Source organism: Candidatus Binatia bacterium (assembly GCA_036504975.1).
In the GTDB taxonomy this organism is placed as follows: Bacteria; Desulfobacterota; Binatia; order UBA9968; family UBA9968; genus JAJPJQ01.
Map to the genome: position 1 here is coordinate 60,768 of DASXUF010000088.1, position 18,551 is coordinate 79,318.

Below are 18,551 nucleotides of genomic sequence, written 5' to 3' on the forward strand. Positions count from 1 at the left end.
CGCGAGATATTCCGACCTTTGGTTGCGGCTCCGCCGCCCTAGGCGCTTCGTGGTGAGAAGGAAGGTGAATGATGGAATCTCGAACAGTCCTCTATGAGGTCAAGGATCAGATCGCTTGGATCACTTTCAACCGGCCCGACGTGATGAACGCGATCAATCAGGAGATGAGCGGCGAGATCGTGAGCGCTTGTCGCCGGGCGGAAGAAGATGAAAACGTTCGCGTGGTCATCTTCAAAGGCGCGGGCGAAAAGGCGTTCTCCAGCGGCATGGATCTAAAGGAAAGGGCGCAAGGCGCGCCGGTCTCGGTCATCGAGAGAAGGCAGATGAAGACGGCGCCGGAGGCCAACACGCCCGCCAAGGCGGTGGCCGCGATCACCAAACCGACCATCGCCGCGATCAACGGCTATGCGGTCGGCGGCGGCTTGGAGCTGGCGCTCGCGTGCGATTTCAGGATAGGCGCGGAGGACGCGAAGCTCGGCCTCACCGAAGTGCGGCACGGGATTATGCCCGGCGCCGGCGGGACCCAGCGGCTTCCCCGCGTCGTCGGAGTCGCCGAGGCATTGGAGATCTGTCTCTTGGGTCAACTGATCGACGGCAAGGAGGCGTTCCGCGTCGGCTTGGTCCATCAAGTCGTGGCGCACGAAGAGCTTTTCGCGGCCGCGGAGCGCATGGCGCAGACGCTGCTCAAGGGCGCGCCGCTTTCGCTCCGCTTTATAAAGGAAGCGGTCCGCAAAGGCTCCGACCTTCCACTGGAGGAAGGGTTGCGCCTCGAGGCGGATCTGTCGGCGCTGATCGGGACGACCGAGGACAGCAAGGAGGGGCCGCGCGCGTTCGCTGAGAAGCGGGCGCCGGTCTGGAAAGGAAAATAGGAATTTTGGATTGAAAGCAAGATCGCTCGCGCGAAGACGCGAAGCACGCCAAGTTCGGAGAAATGGTTGGAAAGAGAATTTTCTTTGCGTCCTTGGCGTCTTGGCGCGAAAAAATGTCTGGAAGTCGTTCTGCTGAATATTTAAACGGTGAGTATCTCAAGTCGAAAATGGAACAGTTCTTTTTGATAGGCGACGCGCTGCGGCGGAACGCCTACAGGTATCCCGTCAAAGTCGCCATCAAGGATTCCAGGCGCCAGCTTGCCTACCGCGAGCTCAACGGCAGGGTCAATCGGTTGGCGCGCTCGCTCTTGGACGTCGGCGTCAAAAAAGGCGATGCCGTAGCGCTCCTGGTCGGAAACCGTATCGAGCATCTCGAAATCGTTTTTGCGCTGGCGAAGATCGGCGCCCTGGCGATTCCGCTGGACGTCAAGTGGCGCGCCCTCGAGATGGGCGCAGTGCTCTCCGCGCTCCAGCCGGCGGCGTTGTTCCTCGAGCCGGATGCGGCGGGCGAGTTCGCGAAGGCCAAAGAAGAAAAGGGACTCCACTCGCTGAAAACGATATCGGTCTCGGAGCCGACCTACGGCGGCCTGGTCGATCGGTTGGACGAGCGCGAGCCGCAAGCAGACGTCGCCGAGGACGATCCGTTTGTCGTGATGATCACTTCCGGCACGACCGGTTTTCCCAAGGCTTGTCTCACGAGCCACAAGACCTATGTTTTCCACTGCATCAACAATGCTATCGAGAAAGGGTTGGGCGCTCACGATACCGCGCTGCTCTCGTCTCCGATCTACTTCAGCGCCGGAAGATCGTTTACTCTGGCGATCTTGTACTTCGGCGGCACGATGATTTTGCATGAACGGTTCGATCCGGTGGAGGTCTTAAGGACGATCGAGAGAGAAAGAGTGACGTATCTCGGCGGTGTCCCGACCATGTGCGAGCGGCTGCTGCAGGTCCCGGACGTGGAGCGGTTCGACACCGGCTCGCTTCGCTGCCTTGCCATCACCGGCGGCAAAGTCCACGGCCCTGTGCTGGAAGGGCTGAGAAAATTTATCACGCCGAATATCTATCGGACCTACGCCGCTACGGACTCAGGTCAGATGGCGATATCCAAGCCTGCGGACATTGCGACCAAGCCGGCGTCGGCGGGGCGGCCCGTCTGGTGCGCCGAGCTCAGGATCATCGACGACGCGGGAAAGCCTCTCGCGGTGGGCGAGGTCGGGGAGATTATCTGCAAGAGCCCGCTCGCCACGCAGGGCTATTACAAAAATCCCGCGGCTACCGGGGCGTCGTTTCGCGACGGATGGTTTCACACCGGCGACCTGGGTCACTTTGACGAAGACGGTTATCTCTACGTCGTCGGCCGAAAGAAGGATATGGTGAAGAGCGGCGGCATCAGCGTCTATCCGCTGGAGATAGAGACCGTCCTGTATCACCATCCGGATGTTCTGGAAGCGGCGGTGATCGGCCTGCCCGATCCAAAGTGGGGAGAGATCGTAAAGGCCGTGGTCGTCCCGCGCAAGGGAGCCGCGCTTCGTGGCGACGAGCTGATTCAATTCTGCAAGGAACGGCTGGCGTCTTACAAAGTTCCAAAAGCGGTGGAGATCGTCGACGCGCTCCCGCACACCGAATTGGGCAAGGTGGCCAAAGAACAGTTGAAACAGATGCTCAGCCAACGGTAGACAAGGGGTGAACCCTTCAGCGGCCAATTGGCTAGCTCCGCGTCAATAGATCGTCCATCACTCCACCCACGAGAATCAACAGCCAGAAGAATCCCACGCCGACCAGGACCCAGGTGAAGCGGTCGCTTTCGCGCACGTGCATGAAATAGAGGATCACCAGACCGGTTTTGCCGACCGCGATCGCGAGGGCGACGAGGTTGTTCAGCCCGCCGCCGAGATCGACAAACGCGGTGGTGGTGGTGAGCGCCGTCGCCGCCAGCAACGCCAGAAATACTACGGTGTAAGTTTTTACGGAGATATGCGGACCGTCTTTCATAAACGCGCTTCTGGGTTTCCCGTGAAGACGTATTCACCACAGAGACACGAAGTTCGCGGAGAATTTGTTTTACTCCTCATCTCCGCGCCCTCAGCGCCTCTGCGGTTTAGCCACACGGATGCCTGAACTCCCTTCATAAATGGCGTCCCACGAGATACAGCAACGGAAAAAGAAAGATCCAGACGATGTCCACGAAATGCCAGTAGAGGCCCGTGATCTCGACCGGAGTAAAATAAGCAGCCGAGTAGCGGCCGCGCCGCGCCTGGAAAACCAGCACCGACAACATGCCGATGCCGATGACCATGTGCAGCGCGTGCATGCCGGTCATGGCGAAGTAGAACGAGAAAAAGATTTCCGCCGGGCGCGCCAGCGGACCTTCGAAGCGGAACGAGCTTCCGGGGACGAGGTGCTCTTCGAACTTGTGGTGATACTCGAAAAATTTGATGCCGAGAAAGACCGAACCCAAAAGGATCGTGAGAAGCAGGCCGTTCACCAACAGCTTGCGCTTGTTCGTCTCGGCGCCGTGGACCGCGAGCGCCATCGTAAAGCTGCTGCCAATGAGCACCGCCGTGTTGATCGCGCCGAGCCAGACGTCCAGGCGGTTGCTCGCGCCGGCGAATCCTTGGGCGTAGGCCGACCGGTAAAAAATATATCCCGTGAACATGCCGCCGAAGAACATGACCTCGGTCGCGATAAAGATCCACATCCCGATCCAGGCGGCTTCGTGCTGCTGCTCCAGATCGTCGAACTGGTGCTGTTGAACGGCTGCGGCGTCAGACATGAGCGGTTTTGCCGAAGCTGTAGACTTCTCCGGGCTCCTTTTCATAAGCGTAGGCGCCTGCCGTCACGCGCGGCGTGGTATCGAAGTTATTCGTCGGCGGCGGCGAGCCGGTCTCCCATTCGAGCCCGCGCGCGCCCCAGGGATTTTTGCCGGCGACGGCCCCGTAGCGCAGCGACCAGATCAGATACACGAGCGGCAGCACGTAGCCGACGGCGAGGATCGACGCGCCCGCGGACGACATCACGTTCAACACCTGAAACTCCGGCGGATATATGTGGTAGCGGCGCGGCATCCCCAGATAGCCGAGCACGAACTGCGGGAAGAACGTCAGGTTGAAGCCGAGAAAAACGATCAGCGCCGCGAGGCGCGCCCAGATCTCCGGATAGATGCGCCCGGTCATTTTGGGCCACCAATAGTGAATGCCGCCGAGATAGGCCATGACCGAGCCGCCGACCATGATGTAATGAAAATGCGCGACGACGAAATAAGTGTCGTGGACGTGGACGTCGAACCCGAGGGTGGCGAGAAATAACCCCGTCAGGCCTCCGATCGTGAACACGCCGATGAATCCAAGCCCGTAGAGCATCGGGGCGTCGTAGGAGATGGACCCCTTGTAGAGCGTCGCCGTCCAATTGAAAACTTTGATCGCCGAGGGAATCGCCACGAGAAAGCTCAGCAATGAAAATACCAAACCGGCGTGGACCGACTGGCCGGAGACGAACATGTGATGTCCCCAGACGAGAAACCCGATCACGGCGATCGCGAGACTGGCGAACGCGACGAACGTGTAGCCGAAGATCCGCTTGCGTGAAAAACCGGCGATCAGCTCGCTGACGACTCCCATCGCCGGCAGGATCATGATGTAAACCGCGGGATGCGAGTAAAACCAGAACAGGTGCTGGAACAGGACCGGGTCCCCGCCCCGCGCCGGATCGAAGATTCCCAGGCCGAAGATCCGCTCGAGGCCCACGAGCACGAGCGTGATCGCCAGCACCGGCGTCCCCAGAATGAAGATGACGCTCGTGGCGTAATGCGACCAGACGAACAGCGGCAGCCGGAACCACGTGAGGCCCGGCGCGCGCATCTTGTGAATCGTGACGATGAAGTTGAGGCCGGTGAGGATCGAGGAAAATCCGGTGACGAAAATTCCCACGACCGTCAGCGCCACGTGCGTGTTCGAATAGATGCTGCTGTACGGCGTGTAAAACGTCCAGCCGGTATCCACGCCGCCGGCCGCCGACGCCGCCAGGGTGAACAGTCCGCCCACGATGAAAATGTACCAGCTCGCGAGGTTGAGACGCGGGAAGGCGAGGTCGCGCGCGCCGATCATCATCGGGATCAAAAAATTTCCCAGCACCGCCGGTATCGCCGGAATCAGGAAGAAAAAGACCATCGTGACGCCGTGCATGGTGAAGAGCTTGTTATAAGTCTCCGACTGGACCAGATCTCCCTGCGGCGTCAGGAGCTCGAGGCGGATCATCGTGGCGAAGAAACCGCCGACGAAAAAGAAAAACGTGATCGAGACCAGATAGAGCCAGGCGATGCGCTTGTGGTCGGTCGTGAGCAGCCACGATCTCACGCCGTAATTGACGTTCAGGTAGTGCTCTCTGCGCTCTCCGTTCATCGCTCGGCCCGCGCCCTTTCTTCCTTCCGCAAAGACTTGAGATAGGCGATGATCTGCAGGATGCCGTCCTCGCTCACGAGCCCTTTGAAGGTCGGCATGACCGGCGGGAAGCCAGCAACGACTTTCGCGTGCGGCTCGAGGATCGATTCGCGAATATAGCCTTCGTCCGCGAGCGCGCTGCCGCCTCCCTCGAGCTTGACCGATTTGCCGAAGAGTCCCGCGAGCGCGGGCCCCTGTCCCGTGTCGCTCGCGCGGTGGCATACGCCGCAGCCCAACCGCCGGAAAAGCTCGGCGCCCGCTTCCGCCATCGACGTTCCGGTCGCGCCTTCGCCCAGCCATCTCTGATAATCCGCCGGCTCCATCACCACCACCCTGCCGATCATGCCCGAATGCAGCGTGCCGCAATATTCCGCGCAGAATAGACGGTATTCGCCCGCTTTCGTTGGATGGAACCAAATCGTCGTGTAGCGCGCGGGGAGAACGTCCATCTTGATCCTGAACGCGGGCACGAAATAACTGTGGATCACGTCTTCCGAGGTCATCGTCAAGCGCACGGGGAGGCCCGCCGGCACGTGCAGCTCGTTGATCTCGCTCTGTCCTTCGGCGTGCTGCGCCTTCCACATCCACTGCCGTCCGACCAAGTTGATTTCGAGCGCGCCCGCCGGCGGACTGGACATGTCGAAATAGACGAGCGCGCCCCAGATGAACATCACCATCGTTATTCCCAGAGGCACGACGGACCAAAAAATCTCCAGCGGGATACTGCCTTCGATCTGCGGAGCTTTCTCCGCGTCGGAACGGCGCCGGTACTTGACGGCGAAAACGACGATGAAAATAAAGATCAGCGACGCAAAAAATATCGAGACCGCGGTTAAAAAATAAAGCAGCGCATCGACGCGCGGCGCCATCGTCGAGGCTTGTTCCGGAAACAAAGGCAGGTTCTGAAACATGCTAGACGGCTCTGTGCCCTTTTGCCCGCGCTTCGCCGCGCAGCATTATTAAGATGCCGCCGCCGAGCGCCAACACGGTGATAACGCCGGCGAGCCGGACCAGGTTGGCGACCAGCAGCCCGTATTTTCCCGCCGCCGGATCGTAGTGGTAACAAAAGAGCAACAACTGGTCGATGGGCGAGCCGATTTTTTCAGATGAAGCCTCGATCAAGCCGAGACGGAGGTCGCGCGGCGAAAACTCGATGCCGTAAAAGTAGCGCGCGAGCCGGCCCTCCGGGGTGAGCAGCATGATGCCGGTCGCATGGGCATATCGGTCGCTCTCGCGCTCTTGGTTGTAACGAAAGCCGGCAGCCTCCGTCAGGCGCCGAATCGCGGTCTCGTCGCCCGTTAGGAAATGCCAGCCGCCGCTCGCGCCGGGCCGCCCATAGCGCCGGATGAAATCGTTTTTCTTAGCGGCGGCCAGCGCCGGAGTGTCGCGCGGATCGAAGCTGACCGTGAGCACGCTGAACTCGTTGCCGGCGTCGAACGAGAGCGCGCGCAGGACCCTCAAGAGTCCGTCGAGCGTCAATGGACAGAGGTCTTGGCACCTGTAATAGACGAACGCGAGAATAACAGGCCCCTGGCCGAGATAATCGTCGAGCCGGACTCTCTTTCCCGTCTCGTCGCGGAACTGGAGATCCAACGGCAACCGCTCGCCGAGTTTTTGCTCGAGCGCGACGTTCTGCAACGCAAGCGGCCGCCCGTCGTTGTGAGCCTTTGCCGTAAGCGGCAGCAGTACAGTCACGAGCAACAAAGCGAGGACTGAGGAGTGAGCTCTTTTAATTGTTTGTCGCACCGATCTCACCTCTTCCTTTTGCCTTTTTACTTTTTCCTTTTTCCTTTTGCGCTAGAATATCCATCGCCCGTTCCACCGGAATCCTAACGATTCCCTTTTCTCTGTCGATCCACGCGTAACTGTCGAGCACGCGATCTTCCGCCTCGCGCATCTCGCGCAACTCGTTGGAGCCCCGGACTTGCAGCCGCGACGCTACGGCTGCCCGTTCACGGACCGCCGAAGGAGACCCCGCCTGGGGCGAAGGCTCGCGCAGCGCGGCAAACCTCATGAAGATAAAACTCGCGGCCACGACCGCCGCGATCGTCGCGGCCAACACCGCGCCGAACAAAACGGCCGCAGGGGGATTGAAATCGCTCCGCTCGTGACCTGGCTGCGTAGTTTCGGCCATCTCCAAAAATTTCCTTTTTGCCGTGCGGGCGCGATGAATCGCGCCCCTACCTTATCGCCTCTTGGCCATGTTCGATAAGTTCGACAAACCGGGGATCGCGAAGCGGCAGAAGAGGATTCTCGCCGAGGCAAAACAGAAAGGCCGCCATCCAGACTCCGCCGATGCCCGCGAGCGTTGTAAGGTCGATCCAATGGAGGTGAAATTTGCCCGGATGAAACGCGGGCGCGACGAGCCAGAGAAGATCGACCCAGTGCATGACGAGGACCAAGAGCGCGACGCCGGCCAGAACTCGGACCCTGCGCTTCGCCGAGCGGGAGAGCAGCAAAAGAAACGGCAGCGCGAACTGAAACGCGATCAGCAAAACGGCGACCCCCTGCCAGCCGCCGGTTATGCGCCTAAGATACCACGGGATCTCCTCTCGCAAATTTTCCACCCACACGAGCAGGAATTGGCAGAAACCGAGATAAGCCCACAGCATCACCAACGCCAGGAGCAGGTTTCCGAGATCGTGAAAGCGGTCGCGATCGGCGACTTGCGCCAGCGGCTCCCGGTCCAGCAGGAGATAGGCGACGATGACGACGAAAGCCAGGGCCGCGAGAGCGTGGCTCACCATGAAGATCATTCCGTAGATCGTGGAGTGCCAGTGGGGCTCGAGCGACATGCTCCAATCGATCGCGGAGAAAGTGACGGTAAGACCGTAGAGCGCCAGGCCGGGGCCGCTTATATTTTGCAGGCGCGCGGTCAAGGAGCTCCCGCCGGCGCGGTCCTGCTCCCGCGACCAGCGGCTCAGAAAGTATCCGAAAACGATCCAGACGGCGAAATAGAAAATCGCCCGAGCGACAAAGAAGTTTGGATTGAGATAGGCGCTTTTCTCATGGAGCAAGGGATCCGCGGCCGCGCCCGGCAAAGACCACGGATAAAGCTCGCGCAACCCGAAAACCAGCGGCAAAAAAAGTAAGGCCATCAGCGGAAAGGTTCGCCCCGCGGATTCGAGCGATCGCTGGATCATGAAACCCCAGCGGCCGCCGACGAGATGATGCAGCATCAGGATCGCCCAGCAGCCGAGAGGAAAACCGATCCAGAAGAGAAAAGCGACGAGGTAAGAGCGAAAAAATTGCTGCGGCGAGAAGAGCGCTCCCGCCGCCGAGAGTGCGAGCGCCGCGATGCCCAGCGCGAGAGAACGTTTGCGCCAGAGACTGAAGTCCGGTCCGTTCATCGTTGCGACTCCACGAGGGTCCGCCGCTCCTGGTCGGGCACTTCCGCCAGCGTGGCCCTCTGGCTCAATTGCAGCGCGCGAATATACGCCGCGATCGCCCAGCGGTCCGCAGGCGGCACCTGCCCGGCATAATCGGGCATCGCGCCGAAGCCGTGCGTCATGACGTCGAAGAAATGGCCGGGAGGCGCCTGCCGCAGCCGGTCGATGTGATACGACGGCGGGGCGCGATAGCCCCGGCGAACGATCATTCCCTGGCCGTTGCCGAGCCGATCGTGGCACGGGGCGCAGAAAATTTCGTAGCGCTCGCGACCGCGCGCCAATATTTCCCGCGTGAGCGCAAAGGGAAATTCCTTTGCCGGTTTGCCGCCGATCTTGCCGGTATAAAAATGCTCGTCGGCGTCGAGCCGGCCGCGCGCGACCGCGCCTTCAACAATAGGCCGGGCGGAGCGTTCGTCGCCGAAAAAGTCGCTCTTCTGCAAAGGATCGTAGCGCGGCTGGTCGGCCATTTGCTGCTGGCAGGAGGCGAGCAATGCCAAACCCAACGCGATTACGATATCTATTCGCGTGAAGCGGTGAGGCCCGCGTGCTCGCGTCGACTCCCCCTCACCCTTCCCTCTCCCCCGCTGACGGGGGAGAGGATAAAGGAGAGGGGGCCCCTTCCGCGCCTCAAAGCAGCACACAACGCCGACTCTTTTACCATTCAACTTCATAGACTCCATGCGGTCCGGTATCTTCCAGGAAACGTCGCGTCTCTTCGCGATCAAATATAGGGTCTCGCGCCTCGATGCAGAGGAAAAAACGATTGCGGCTCGCCAGCTCGAAGCGCTCGACGTTGAAGACAGGATGATACGGCATCGGCAGCCCGTTCAACGCCAGCAGGCCGAGCACCGCCGAGAGCGCGGCCGACAGGATCGTCAGCTCGAACGTGACCGGGATAAACGCCGGCCAGCTGTTGACCGGCCGGCCGCCGATGTTGAGCGGGTAGTCGGCGACGGAGATCCAATACTGGAGATAAAAACCGCCGGCCGCGCCAATGACACCGCCGAGCAACACGATCAACGGCAGCAGGTTTTTTCGGTAACCGATCGCCTCCGTCAATCCCTCGACGGGAAACGGACTGTACGCGTCCATGCGCCGGTAGCCTTCGGTGTACGCGCGCCGCGCCGCGGCGAGCAGCGCTTCCGGGGTCGTGAATTCGGCCATGAGGCCGTAGGTGGTGGGCTTACTCATCGGAATATTTTGTTTCCTTTCCTGGTTTCATCCTTCATCCCTCATCCTTTCTTCCTGCAGCAGTCCGCGCATTTCGAAGATCGAGATCATCGGCAACAGCCGGACGAAGATGAACATCAACGCGAGAAACAGTCCGATCGAGCCGACGAACACGGCCCAGTCCCAGACGGTCCCGGAATACGTTCCCCAGGCGGACGGCATAAAATCGCGCGACAGGCTGACGACGACGATCACGTAGCGCTCCAGCCACATGCCGATGTTGACCGAGATCGCGATCACGAACAGCGCCACAACGTTGGTCCGAACCCGGAGAAGCCAGAGGGCCTGCGGTGCCAGGACGTTGAACAACATCAACGCCCAGAACATAGTGCCGTACGCGCCGAACATCCGGTTCAGCATCATATATTTCTCGTACAGGCTGCCGCTGTACCACGACATGAACGCTTCCATCAGGTATCCGTACGCGACGATGAGGCCGGTCGCGAGCATCACCTCGGCCATGTTTTTGAGGTGGCGCAGCGTAATGAAATCCTCGAGCCCGTAGAATTTGCGCAGCGGGATCGCGAGCGTCAGCACCATGGCGAAGCCCGAGTAAATCGCGCCCGCGACAAAATACGGCGGAAAGATCGTCGAATGCCAGCCGGGAACCATGGCGACGGCGAAGTCGAAGCTCACCACCGTGTGGACCGAAACCACCAGCGGCGTCGCCAGCCCCGCCAATAAGAGATAGGCCATCTCGTAGCGGTGCCAGTGAATCGCCGAGCCGCGCCAGCCCATCGCGAGCATCCCATAAGCGAACCGGGCAAAACGCGCGCGCGCACGGTCGCGCAGCGTCGCGAGGTCGGGAATCAATCCCAAGTACCAGAAGAGCAGCGAGACGGTGAAATAGGTAGAGACGGCGAACACGTCCCACACGAGCGGGCTGCGGAATTGCGGCTGGACCCCCATCGTATTGGGATACGGGAAGAGCCAATAAAAATACCACGGCCGGCCCAGGTGCAGCAGGGGGAACAAGCCGGCGCAGGCCACCGCGAACAGAGTCATCGCCTCGGCGAAGCGATTGATCGATTGCCGCCACTTCTGGCGCAGGAGCAAGAGGATGGCGGAGATCAGCGTGCCGGCGTGGCCGATGCCGATCCACCAGACAAAGTTTACGATGTCGAAACCCCAGGCGACCGGAATGTTGATGCCGAAAAGACCGACGCCGATCGTGAGCAAGGCGGCGATCGCGTAGAAGAGCAGCATCACCAGTGCGAACGCGATCGCGAAGCCGACGACCCAGAAGCGCGGCGTCGGGCGGGTCAAAACGATCGCGCTGATCTTGTCCGTGATGCTGGCGAACGTATGCCCCGGCTCGATCACCGGCGCAATTTCGTCGGCGGCGCTTCTCTTGTCCAGCTCATCAGTCGCCATAGTGCTTGGGTCGTGAGCGCGTTATCACCAACCGCAAAGAACGCATAGAACCCCAAAACTCAACGTGAAATCTTCTTTGCGCCTTTGCGTTCTCTGTGGTTAACTTTTTCCCCCTGTCCTTTCCCCCTTCTCCCTCTCTTCGAGCTCCGGGTTTGGATTCTTGACCGTCGCGAGGTACGTCGTCCGCGGGCGCGTGTTTAGCTCGGTCAACAGACCGTAGTTGAGCGGTTCGCGCTTGAGACCGGCGACGCGGCTCTTCGCGTCGTTCAAGTCGCCGAAAACGATCGCCTGTGTCGGACAGGCCGCCTGGCAGGCGGTGACAATCTCGCCGTCGCGCACCGAACGGTCTTCTTTTTCCGCGGCGATCTTCGCCGCGTTGATCCGCTGCACGCAGTAGGTGCACTTTTCCATCACGCCGCGGCTGCGCACGGTCACGTTGGGGTTTCTCCCCAGCTTCAAGCTCGGCGTCTCGAAGTCCGAGTATTGAAAAAAATTGAAGCGCCTGACTTTGTAGGGGCAGTTATTCGAACAGTAGCGCGTCCCCACGCAGCGGTTGTAGACCATGTCGTTCAGCCCCTCGTGGCTGTGAGTCGTCGCGGCCACCGGGCAGACGACCTCGCACGGCGCGTTCTCGCAGTGCATGCACGGCACGGGCTGGTGAAAGGTCTCCGGGTTGTCGGCGCTTCCCTTGTAATAGCGATCGACACGAAGCCAGTGCATCTCGCGGCCGCGCGTGACTTCGGTTTTGCCCACGACCGGAATATTGTTCTCCGCCTGGCAGGCGACGACGCACGCGTTGCAGCCGATGCACGCGCTCGTGTCGATGACCATGCCCCAGGCATGGCCTTCGTACTTGAAGCCGGGATAGAGCGTGGCTTCCGGCCCGGGCGCGTGCTCTTTGCCCTGCGCGAAGTCGGGATGCTTGCGGAATTCTTCGAGCGTCGCATCGCGAACCAGCTCGCGCCCTTCCATATTATGATGGTACTGAGTGCAAGCGAGCGTATATTGCCCGCTGATCTTTCGCATCTCCAGTCCCACGCCGTGCCACGGCGCGTCCGAGGTTCGGATCGCGTAGGCGTTGAATCCCGCGCCCGTTCCGACTCTTCCCGCGCGCGTTCGGCCGTAACCGAAATGAACCGTCGCACAGCCGTCGGCGTGACCCGGCATGATCCAGACCGGCGCGGTGAGCGTTCGGCCGGCGTAGCGAAGCTCGACCATGTCCGCGTAGATCCTGCCGTGCTCGCCACCGCGCGCGCCGATCCGGTGCGAGACGCCCAGCCGCTCGGCCGTCGCCGGGCTGACGAGGACCGCGTTGTCCCAGGTGAGCTTGGTGAGCGGCTTAGGCAGCTCTTGCAGCCAGCCGTTGTTGGCGAACCGTCCGTCGAAGATGGTTGGGTCGGGAGCGAAGATAATCTCGAACGAATTTTGAATGTTGAATTTTGAATTTTTAATTCCGGACTTTGCTTCTTGCGAACTCGATCCACCAGGATCGACCCTGAGCGAAGTCGAACGGGTCGGAACTCGGAACTCGGAACCCGAAACCGTTTTCAACTTCACCGGTTTCGGCGGGAACGCCGTGCCGGCGACGACGCCGTCGTGGAGCGAGACACGCCAGAAAAGCTCGAAGTCCCTCGAGCGATTCTGAGTCTTCCAAAAATCGCGCACGACGTCGTAACCGGAGCGTTCGGGGGCGTCCATGAGCGCGGACAACAATTCGTACGTCGATTTCGCGCCGTAGAGCGGCGCGATGAGCGGCTGAAGAATCGTTACGGTGCCGTCGTGGGCCCGCGCGTCGCTCCACGATTCCAGATAATGCGCCTCGGGAATGTGCCAGTGACAGCGCGCCGAGGTCTCGTCGTCGTACAGACTCAAATGGACGGAAAAACCGATTTTTGCGAGAAGCTCCTGAAAACGGAAATCCGCCGGCACGGTAAACGCCGGATTGCCGCCGAGAATGACGAGCATCGCGACACGGCCGGCTTCCATGTCTTTCACCAAATCGCGCATCGACTCCATCTGGTTTTCCGGATTGGCCTCGATGGGCGCAATATAGGTGACGGTCTCACCGGTGTTGCCAAGCGCCTGATTCATCGCGTGCGCGAGCGCGTGGACGAGCGGCGGCTGCCGGTCGCCGGCCAAAACCACGCTCGTACCGCGACGCTTTTTGAGATCGTGCGCGACGGCGTCGAGCCACTTCGCTACGCGATCAGAAGAAAGCTTACCGGTTTTTTCTCCGGGGAAAACTCCGAGACGGGCGGCGAGACCGCGAGCGGCGGCGGAAATTTCACTCGGCCTGAGCGCGAGGCGATGATCGGCCATCGCCCCTGTGACCGACGGGGCGCTCTCGATGACATACAAACGGTTCATCTCGCTTCTGCCGCTCCGCACCCTGCGCTTGTCGGCGAACTGGCGCGCGTAGCGGAGATGGCCGGCGCCGCAGGAAAGAAAATCCGAATCCAAAGCGAGAACCACCTCGCACCGGTCGAAGCGATACTGCGCATCGACGTACTCGCCGAAGGCTAGGCGTGCGCCCGCCCTGGCGTTGTCCCGGCCGGCGGGTTCGTATTGATGCCACTTCGCCCGGGGAAATTGTGCGCGCAACGATTTGAGTTGAGACGCGAGCGTCGGCGACACGACGGTCTCGGTCAAGATCCTGAGCCCGGCGCCGCGGCTTTCCCGCTCGGCCTCCAGCTCGCGGTTCGCCGCCGCGACGAACGCGCTCCAGGTACCGATCGCTCCCGCGTGGGTCACGACCTGCGAACGATCCGGATCGTAGAGGGTAAGAATCGATGCTTGCGCAAAGACGTCGGTGGCGCCGAGACTCGCCGGATGCGCGGGATTACCTTCGATTTTGGTCGGCCGCCCTTCGTGGCTCTCGACGAGGAGACCCGCGGCGGCGCCGTTGTGGGTGAATGCGGTGGCAAAGAACAGCGGTTTTCCCGGCACCAAGCCTTCCGGCTGCGCGACGTAGGGCACGATCTTCTCGTTCGTCCTCGCGGGCTTGCCGCACGCGCCGAGGCCGGCGAGCGCGAGCGAAGCGCCCATCAGTTTGATGAATTCCCGGCGGCTGACCGCATCCAGCACCAAAGCCTGGCGCGGAAATTCGCGGTGCAAAAACTCCTGGAACGCTTCGCTCTCCGCCAGCTCCTCCAGGCTGCGCCAATAGGACTCCCCATTGAGACCGCCCAGGCGCGCGCGAATCGCCGTGATATCGAGCCGTTCAGCTTCCGGTCCCGCGGCTTTGGTTTCGTTCGACATATTGTTTTAACGTACTTTTGTTCTTAATTTCTGACTCTCGCCTGCCTCTAGTAGCCTCACGCCTTCTTAGCGATGGCACGTCGAGCAGCTCGTCAATTTTTGTATCTTGTATTCCTTCACGAGCTTGCGGCCGAGCGCGAGCTGATCTCCAGGCGGCTGCCAATCCGTGTTGAAGACCTCGGCCCGCGGCCGGACGAATCGCTCCGGCTCGCGGTGACACTCCAGGCACCATTCCATGTATAAAGAGTGCTCCCGCGCCATGAGCGGCATCTGATCGACCCTGCCGTGGCAGGTCGCGCAGCCGACGCCTTTTTTTACGTGGATGCTGTGGTCGAAATAGACGAAGCCGGGGAGGTTGTGCACCCGCGTCCACTCGATCGACTTGCCGGTGCGAAAACTTTCCCTGACCGGCTCCAGCATCGGACTGCCGGCCCAAATCTGCGTGTGGCAATTCATGCAGATCTTGGTGGACGGAATGCCGGCGAAAGAAGATTGCTCGACCGAGGTGTGGCAATAACGGCAGTCGATGCCGTCGTCGCCCACGTGGTGCTTATGGCTGAATTGCACCGGCTGCGCCCGAACGACCTGGGCTTCGGTCACGTAGGAGGAGCGATTGATGGCCGCGAGCGCCGCCACCACGGCCGCAAGAAGAATAATCCCCCCGAAGATGCTGACTTTGGAGAGGGTGTTCGTGCTCGGGTGAAATATCTGGGCCATCGCGAAAATAGGCCGTGATCGTGTTCGTGATCCGTGTTTGTGAAAGCACGACTCTCGGGAGCGGAGAGGAGTACCGGAATCAGTCTAGCCGTGAGCCCGCGCAACGCGAATCAGGTAAACACCTGAATTGACGGTTAGGAATTATCCGGAGTCGTGAAGTAAAGGTCGGATTATTTCTCCGGCCGGATCGCGATTTTCGGCGACCACTCCAGCCATTCTTTTTGCGGCTGATCGTAAAGGGGAAACACCATGCCGTTTTTGGCCGGCTTGGCGTTGGGATCGTCGGGCGTCGCGAAAGCGACGCCGCCGGCCAGCAAAGAACGCAGCGATTCCACTTTGATGTCGAGGCCGCTGAAGAGTCCGGCGCGGACGTCGGCGCCGCTGACGTTCCAGAACTTCGAGCCGGTCCGGACCAAGGGGGCGTAACGCTCGCGGATGAAAAGACGAATGCTCACCATCGTGCCGTCGGCGCTGAGATCGGCCTCTTGAACGACGCCGACTTCGACGCCGCGATAATAGATCGGAGAGTTGGGCCGCAGCGATCCGACGCGCTTGGAAAGCAGCGCGATCTTAAGCCCGTTGCGTTCGAGCATCACCGGCGAGCTCTCCAGGCCGATGAACTCCGATTTCGGCGCGCCCTTCCCCGGCAAAACTTCGATATGCGGCCCGCTGATGACCGTGCCGAGGCCGCTCACGTTGGCAACTCCGAGCTCCGGACGGACGATCCAGAAGACCGACCCTTCGCGGGCGACCGAGACCGGGCCGCGCGGCAAGCGCGCCGTCACCAGGACGTGATCCATGTCGTCGGTCAATTCGAGCGATTTCACTTGCGCGATCGTGACGCCGAGGTGCTTGATCGGCGTTTCGCCGCCTCGGAGGCCGGTCGCATCCTTGAAGCGGATCGTGATCGTCGGCCCGTACGCCCGCACGCGGTCGTAAACGAGATAACCGGCGACGACGGCGGCGATTACCGGAACGATCCAAATGACCGGGAAGCTCCACTTCGGCTTCCGGACCGCCGCCTTCGGCAGCTCTTCCGTAGATTCAGCCCGCTCTTCCGCCTCGCTCATGCCTCGTTATCCGTTTCGTCCAAATCAGTTTCGGGTCGAAGCTCGCCGACGCCAAAATCGTCAGCACCACGACCGCGGCGAACGGCAGCAGCCCCGGACCCGGAAAGACGCTGGCAAGCTGTTCCAGCCGCACGAGCGCGACAAGCACCGCGAGGAGGAAAACATCGAGCATCGCCCACGGGCCGATGACTTCGATAAACTTGTAGACCCAGGTCCGCTCGCGCCGCCGATTTCCGGAACCGAGCTTCGTCGTGACCGTCAGATAAAAAAGCCCGAGCAGCTTGAACAGCGGAATGATGATGCTGGCGAGAAAAACGATGACGGCCACGAGCCACTGGCCCTGCTGAAACAGCTTCACGCAACCGTCCCATACCGTGCTCTCGGAATAGGCGCCGTAGTAATCCATGCGGAGAATCGGGTAGATGTTGGCCGGAACGTAAAGGATCAGCGCCGCCAGCGCTAGCGCCGCCGTGCGGCCGAGGCTGTTGACTGTCCCCTTGCCGATAACCAGGCCGCAGCGGCTACACTCGGCCACCGTCCCGGGTGGGAGCTCCTCCACGCGCTGCGCCAGGCCGCAAGTTTTACAACAGGCGATTTCCATCCGTCGGCGTCGTTTCTGTTGGCAAAATAAGTGCTACGATTATAATGGCTCAGAGGCGGGGCGGCAACAGATAATCGAAGTCGCATGGCGTCACCTATCGAAGATTACGGACTGATCGGCGACTGCGAGACGGCAGCTTTGGTTGCCCGCGACGGCTCGATCGACTGGCTGTGCTTTCCGCGCTTCGATTCGCCGGCTTGCATGGCCGCGCTTCTCGGTGGGCCGGATCACGGGCGCTGGCTGATCGCCCCCGTCGGCGAGGTGCGCGCCGTTCGCCGGCGCTACCGCGAAGGCACGCTCATCCTGGAAACGGAATATGAAACGAACGACGGCGTCGCGACTGTAATCGACTGCATGCCACCGCGCACGAAAAATCCCGACATTGTGAGAACGGTCGTGGGAAAGCGCGGCCGGGTGCCGATGCGCGTGGAGCTGATCGTCCGGATGGATTACGGATCGCTCGTTCCCTGGGTGCGCCGCATTGATGGAGATCTGCTCGCCGTCGGCGGGCCCGACGCCCTGGTGCTGCGCACGGGGATCGAGCTGCGCGGAAAAGACTTTCGCCATGCGGGAGAGTTCACCGTCGCGGAAGGAGAGCGCGTCCCTTTCACCCTCACCTGGTTTCCCTCGCACCGGCCCCAGCCCCATCAGGCAAATCCCGAGGAAGAAATCGAAGCTACCGAGCGCTGGTGGCTGGAATGGTCCGGGCGCTGCCGGTACGAGGGTAAATGGCGCGACGCCGTGCTCCGCTCGCTCATCACGCTCAAGGCGCTCACTTACGCGCCCACGGGAGGACTGGTGGCCGCGCCCACGACCTCGCTGCCCGTGCGGCTGGGCGGCGTGCGCAACTGGGATTACCGTTATTGTTGGCTGCGCGATTCTACTTTCGCGCTCTATGCCCTAATGATCGGCGGCTACGTCGAGGAAGCGCGCGCGTGGCGCGAGTGGCTGCTCCGCGCGGTCGCGGGAAAGCCGTCGCAAGTCAGCACCGTTTACGGCGTAATGGGAGAACGCCGACTGCCGGAACTGGAGCTCGAGTGGCTCCCCGGCTACGAAGGCGCCGCGCCCGTCCGCATCGGCAACGCCGCCTGCAATCAATTCCAGCTCGACGTTTTCGGCGAAGTGATGGACTCGCTCCACTTTGCCCGGCACGTAGGCCTCGACCCGGACGAAAATACCTGGCACCTACAGACGGCGCTCACCGAGTTTGTCGAATCGGTCTGGAAATCGCCGGACGAAGGAATTTGGGAAGTGCGCGGGCCGCGGCGGCACTTCACCCACTCGAAGGTGATGGCGTGGGTGGCGCTCGACCGGGCGGTCAAGGCGGTGGAGCGCTTCGGCCTCGCGGGACCGGCGGGCCGCTGGCGCGAGGCGCGCGATCGAATCCATGCCGAGGTCTGCGGCAGGGGATTCGCTCCCGGGATCAATTCGTTCGTCCAGTACTATGGATCGAAGGAAGTGGACGGCAGTCTGCTGTTGATCCCGCTGGTTGGATTCTTGCCAGCCTCGGACCCGCGGATGATCGGGACGGTGAAGGCGATTCAAGAGCGGCTCACGGTGGATGGATTGGTGAGCCGTTACGCGGACGCGCCGTACGTGGACGG

At 61.2% G+C, this 18,551-nt stretch carries 17 protein-coding genes; 3 read left to right on the forward strand and 14 right to left on the reverse strand.

Features of this window, described 5'->3' with window-relative positions; translation table 11 throughout:
* Positions 1–68: 68 nt before the first annotated feature.
* A complete protein-coding gene (locus VGL70_11590) occupies positions 69–869 on the forward strand; it encodes an enoyl-CoA hydratase/isomerase family protein (protein ID HEY3304165.1) in 801 nt (266 codons plus the stop codon).
* A 167-nt stretch (positions 870–1,036) separates the two neighbouring features.
* Positions 1,037–2,548 (forward strand): AMP-binding protein, encoded by a 1,512-nt coding sequence (locus tag VGL70_11595; GenBank protein HEY3304166.1) that lies wholly within the window; start codon positions 1,037–1,039, stop codon positions 2,546–2,548.
* Between the two features lie 31 nt (positions 2,549–2,579).
* Here the strand turns inward: VGL70_11595 and VGL70_11600 are convergent, their stop codons facing one another.
* The 14 genes from VGL70_11600 to VGL70_11665 all read right to left on the reverse strand — a co-directional run bounded on the left by VGL70_11600 (position 2,580) and on the right by VGL70_11665 (position 16,947).
* On the reverse strand, positions 2,580–2,864 hold the full coding sequence (locus VGL70_11600; protein ID HEY3304167.1) for a cytochrome C oxidase subunit IV family protein: 285 nt from the start codon (positions 2,862–2,864) through the stop codon (positions 2,580–2,582).
* Positions 2,865–2,997: 133 nt separating this feature from the next.
* A complete protein-coding gene (locus tag VGL70_11605; GenBank protein HEY3304168.1) occupies positions 2,998–3,645 on the reverse strand; it encodes a cytochrome c oxidase subunit 3 family protein in 648 nt (215 codons plus the stop codon).
* On the reverse strand, positions 3,638–5,269 hold the full coding sequence (gene ctaD, locus VGL70_11610; GenBank protein ID HEY3304169.1) for a cytochrome c oxidase subunit I: 1,632 nt from the start codon (positions 5,267–5,269) through the stop codon (positions 3,638–3,640). The genes VGL70_11605 and ctaD overlap by 8 nt, the downstream gene beginning before the upstream one ends.
* Positions 5,266–6,219, reverse strand: a complete 954-nt coding sequence (coxB, locus tag VGL70_11615) for a cytochrome c oxidase subunit II (GenBank protein HEY3304170.1) — start codon at positions 6,217–6,219, stop codon at positions 5,266–5,268. The genes ctaD and coxB overlap by 4 nt, the downstream gene beginning before the upstream one ends.
* Before the next feature lies 1 nt (position 6,220).
* A complete protein-coding gene (locus VGL70_11620; GenBank protein HEY3304171.1) occupies positions 6,221–7,054 on the reverse strand; it encodes an SCO family protein in 834 nt (277 codons plus the stop codon).
* Entirely contained in the window at positions 7,038–7,442 is a 405-nt protein-coding gene (locus tag VGL70_11625; GenBank protein ID HEY3304172.1) for a hypothetical protein, read from the reverse strand. Before VGL70_11625 ends, VGL70_11620 begins: the two co-directional genes overlap by 17 nt.
* A gap of 46 nt (positions 7,443–7,488) precedes the next feature.
* On the reverse strand, positions 7,489–8,658 hold the full coding sequence (locus tag VGL70_11630) for a hypothetical protein (GenBank protein ID HEY3304173.1): 1,170 nt from the start codon (positions 8,656–8,658) through the stop codon (positions 7,489–7,491).
* Positions 8,655–9,164, reverse strand: coding sequence for a cytochrome c (locus tag VGL70_11635; protein HEY3304174.1), 510 nt, complete (start codon positions 9,162–9,164; stop codon positions 8,655–8,657). Before VGL70_11635 ends, VGL70_11630 begins: the two co-directional genes overlap by 4 nt.
* A gap of 187 nt (positions 9,165–9,351) precedes the next feature.
* Positions 9,352–9,888, reverse strand: a complete 537-nt coding sequence (locus VGL70_11640; protein HEY3304175.1) for a DUF3341 domain-containing protein — start codon at positions 9,886–9,888, stop codon at positions 9,352–9,354.
* A 27-nt stretch (positions 9,889–9,915) separates the two neighbouring features.
* Positions 9,916–11,301, reverse strand: a complete 1,386-nt coding sequence (gene nrfD / locus VGL70_11645) for an NrfD/PsrC family molybdoenzyme membrane anchor subunit (protein HEY3304176.1) — start codon at positions 11,299–11,301, stop codon at positions 9,916–9,918.
* A gap of 99 nt (positions 11,302–11,400) precedes the next feature.
* Positions 11,401–14,559, reverse strand: coding sequence for a TAT-variant-translocated molybdopterin oxidoreductase (locus VGL70_11650; protein ID HEY3304177.1), 3,159 nt, complete (start codon positions 14,557–14,559; stop codon positions 11,401–11,403).
* Positions 14,560–14,625: 66 nt separating this feature from the next.
* A complete protein-coding gene (locus tag VGL70_11655; protein ID HEY3304178.1) occupies positions 14,626–15,276 on the reverse strand; it encodes a cytochrome c3 family protein in 651 nt (216 codons plus the stop codon).
* A 170-nt stretch (positions 15,277–15,446) separates the two neighbouring features.
* The gene (locus VGL70_11660) at positions 15,447–16,346 is read right to left on the reverse strand and encodes an MlaD family protein (protein ID HEY3304179.1); all 900 of its coding nucleotides are present in this window, start codon (positions 16,344–16,346) and stop codon (positions 15,447–15,449) included.
* On the reverse strand, positions 16,321–16,947 hold the full coding sequence (locus tag VGL70_11665) for a paraquat-inducible protein A (protein ID HEY3304180.1): 627 nt from the start codon (positions 16,945–16,947) through the stop codon (positions 16,321–16,323). Before VGL70_11665 ends, VGL70_11660 begins: the two co-directional genes overlap by 26 nt.
* A gap of 84 nt (positions 16,948–17,031) precedes the next feature.
* Between VGL70_11665 and VGL70_11670 the strand changes: the two genes are divergently transcribed.
* A partial coding sequence (locus VGL70_11670; GenBank protein HEY3304181.1) for a glycoside hydrolase family 15 protein occupies positions 17,032–18,551 on the forward strand: 1,520 nt, incomplete at its 3' end.

Bases quoted from the DNA above. Each gene is read 5' to 3' on its own strand.
- VGL70_11660 (HEY3304179.1), bottom strand. From the start codon at position 16,346: ATGAGCGAGGCGGAAGAGCGGGCTGAATCTACGGAAGAGCTGCCGAAG.
- VGL70_11640 (HEY3304175.1), bottom strand. From the start codon at position 9,888: ATGAGTAAGCCCACCACCTACGGCCTCATGGCCGAATTCACGACCCCG.
- coxB (HEY3304170.1), bottom strand. From the start codon at position 6,219: ATGTTTCAGAACCTGCCTTTGTTTCCGGAACAAGCCTCGACGATGGCG.
- VGL70_11635 (HEY3304174.1), bottom strand. From the start codon at position 9,164: ATGGCCGACCAGCCGCGCTACGATCCTTTGCAGAAGAGCGACTTTTTC.
- nrfD (HEY3304176.1), bottom strand. From the start codon at position 11,301: ATGGCGACTGATGAGCTGGACAAGAGAAGCGCCGCCGACGAAATTGCG.
- VGL70_11655 (HEY3304178.1), bottom strand. From the start codon at position 15,276: ATGGCCCAGATATTTCACCCGAGCACGAACACCCTCTCCAAAGTCAGC.
- VGL70_11650 (HEY3304177.1), bottom strand. From the start codon at position 14,559: ATGTCGAACGAAACCAAAGCCGCGGGACCGGAAGCTGAACGGCTCGAT.
- VGL70_11630 (HEY3304173.1), bottom strand. From the start codon at position 8,658: ATGAACGGACCGGACTTCAGTCTCTGGCGCAAACGTTCTCTCGCGCTG.
- VGL70_11595 (HEY3304166.1), top strand. From the start codon at position 1,037: ATGGAACAGTTCTTTTTGATAGGCGACGCGCTGCGGCGGAACGCCTAC.
- VGL70_11600 (HEY3304167.1), bottom strand. From the start codon at position 2,864: ATGAAAGACGGTCCGCATATCTCCGTAAAAACTTACACCGTAGTATTT.
- VGL70_11665 (HEY3304180.1), bottom strand. From the start codon at position 16,947: ATGGAAATCGCCTGTTGTAAAACTTGCGGCCTGGCGCAGCGCGTGGAG.
- VGL70_11590 (HEY3304165.1), top strand. From the start codon at position 69: ATGATGGAATCTCGAACAGTCCTCTATGAGGTCAAGGATCAGATCGCT.
- VGL70_11625 (HEY3304172.1), bottom strand. From the start codon at position 7,442: ATGGCCGAAACTACGCAGCCAGGTCACGAGCGGAGCGATTTCAATCCC.
- VGL70_11605 (HEY3304168.1), bottom strand. From the start codon at position 3,645: ATGTCTGACGCCGCAGCCGTTCAACAGCACCAGTTCGACGATCTGGAG.
- ctaD (HEY3304169.1), bottom strand. From the start codon at position 5,269: ATGAACGGAGAGCGCAGAGAGCACTACCTGAACGTCAATTACGGCGTG.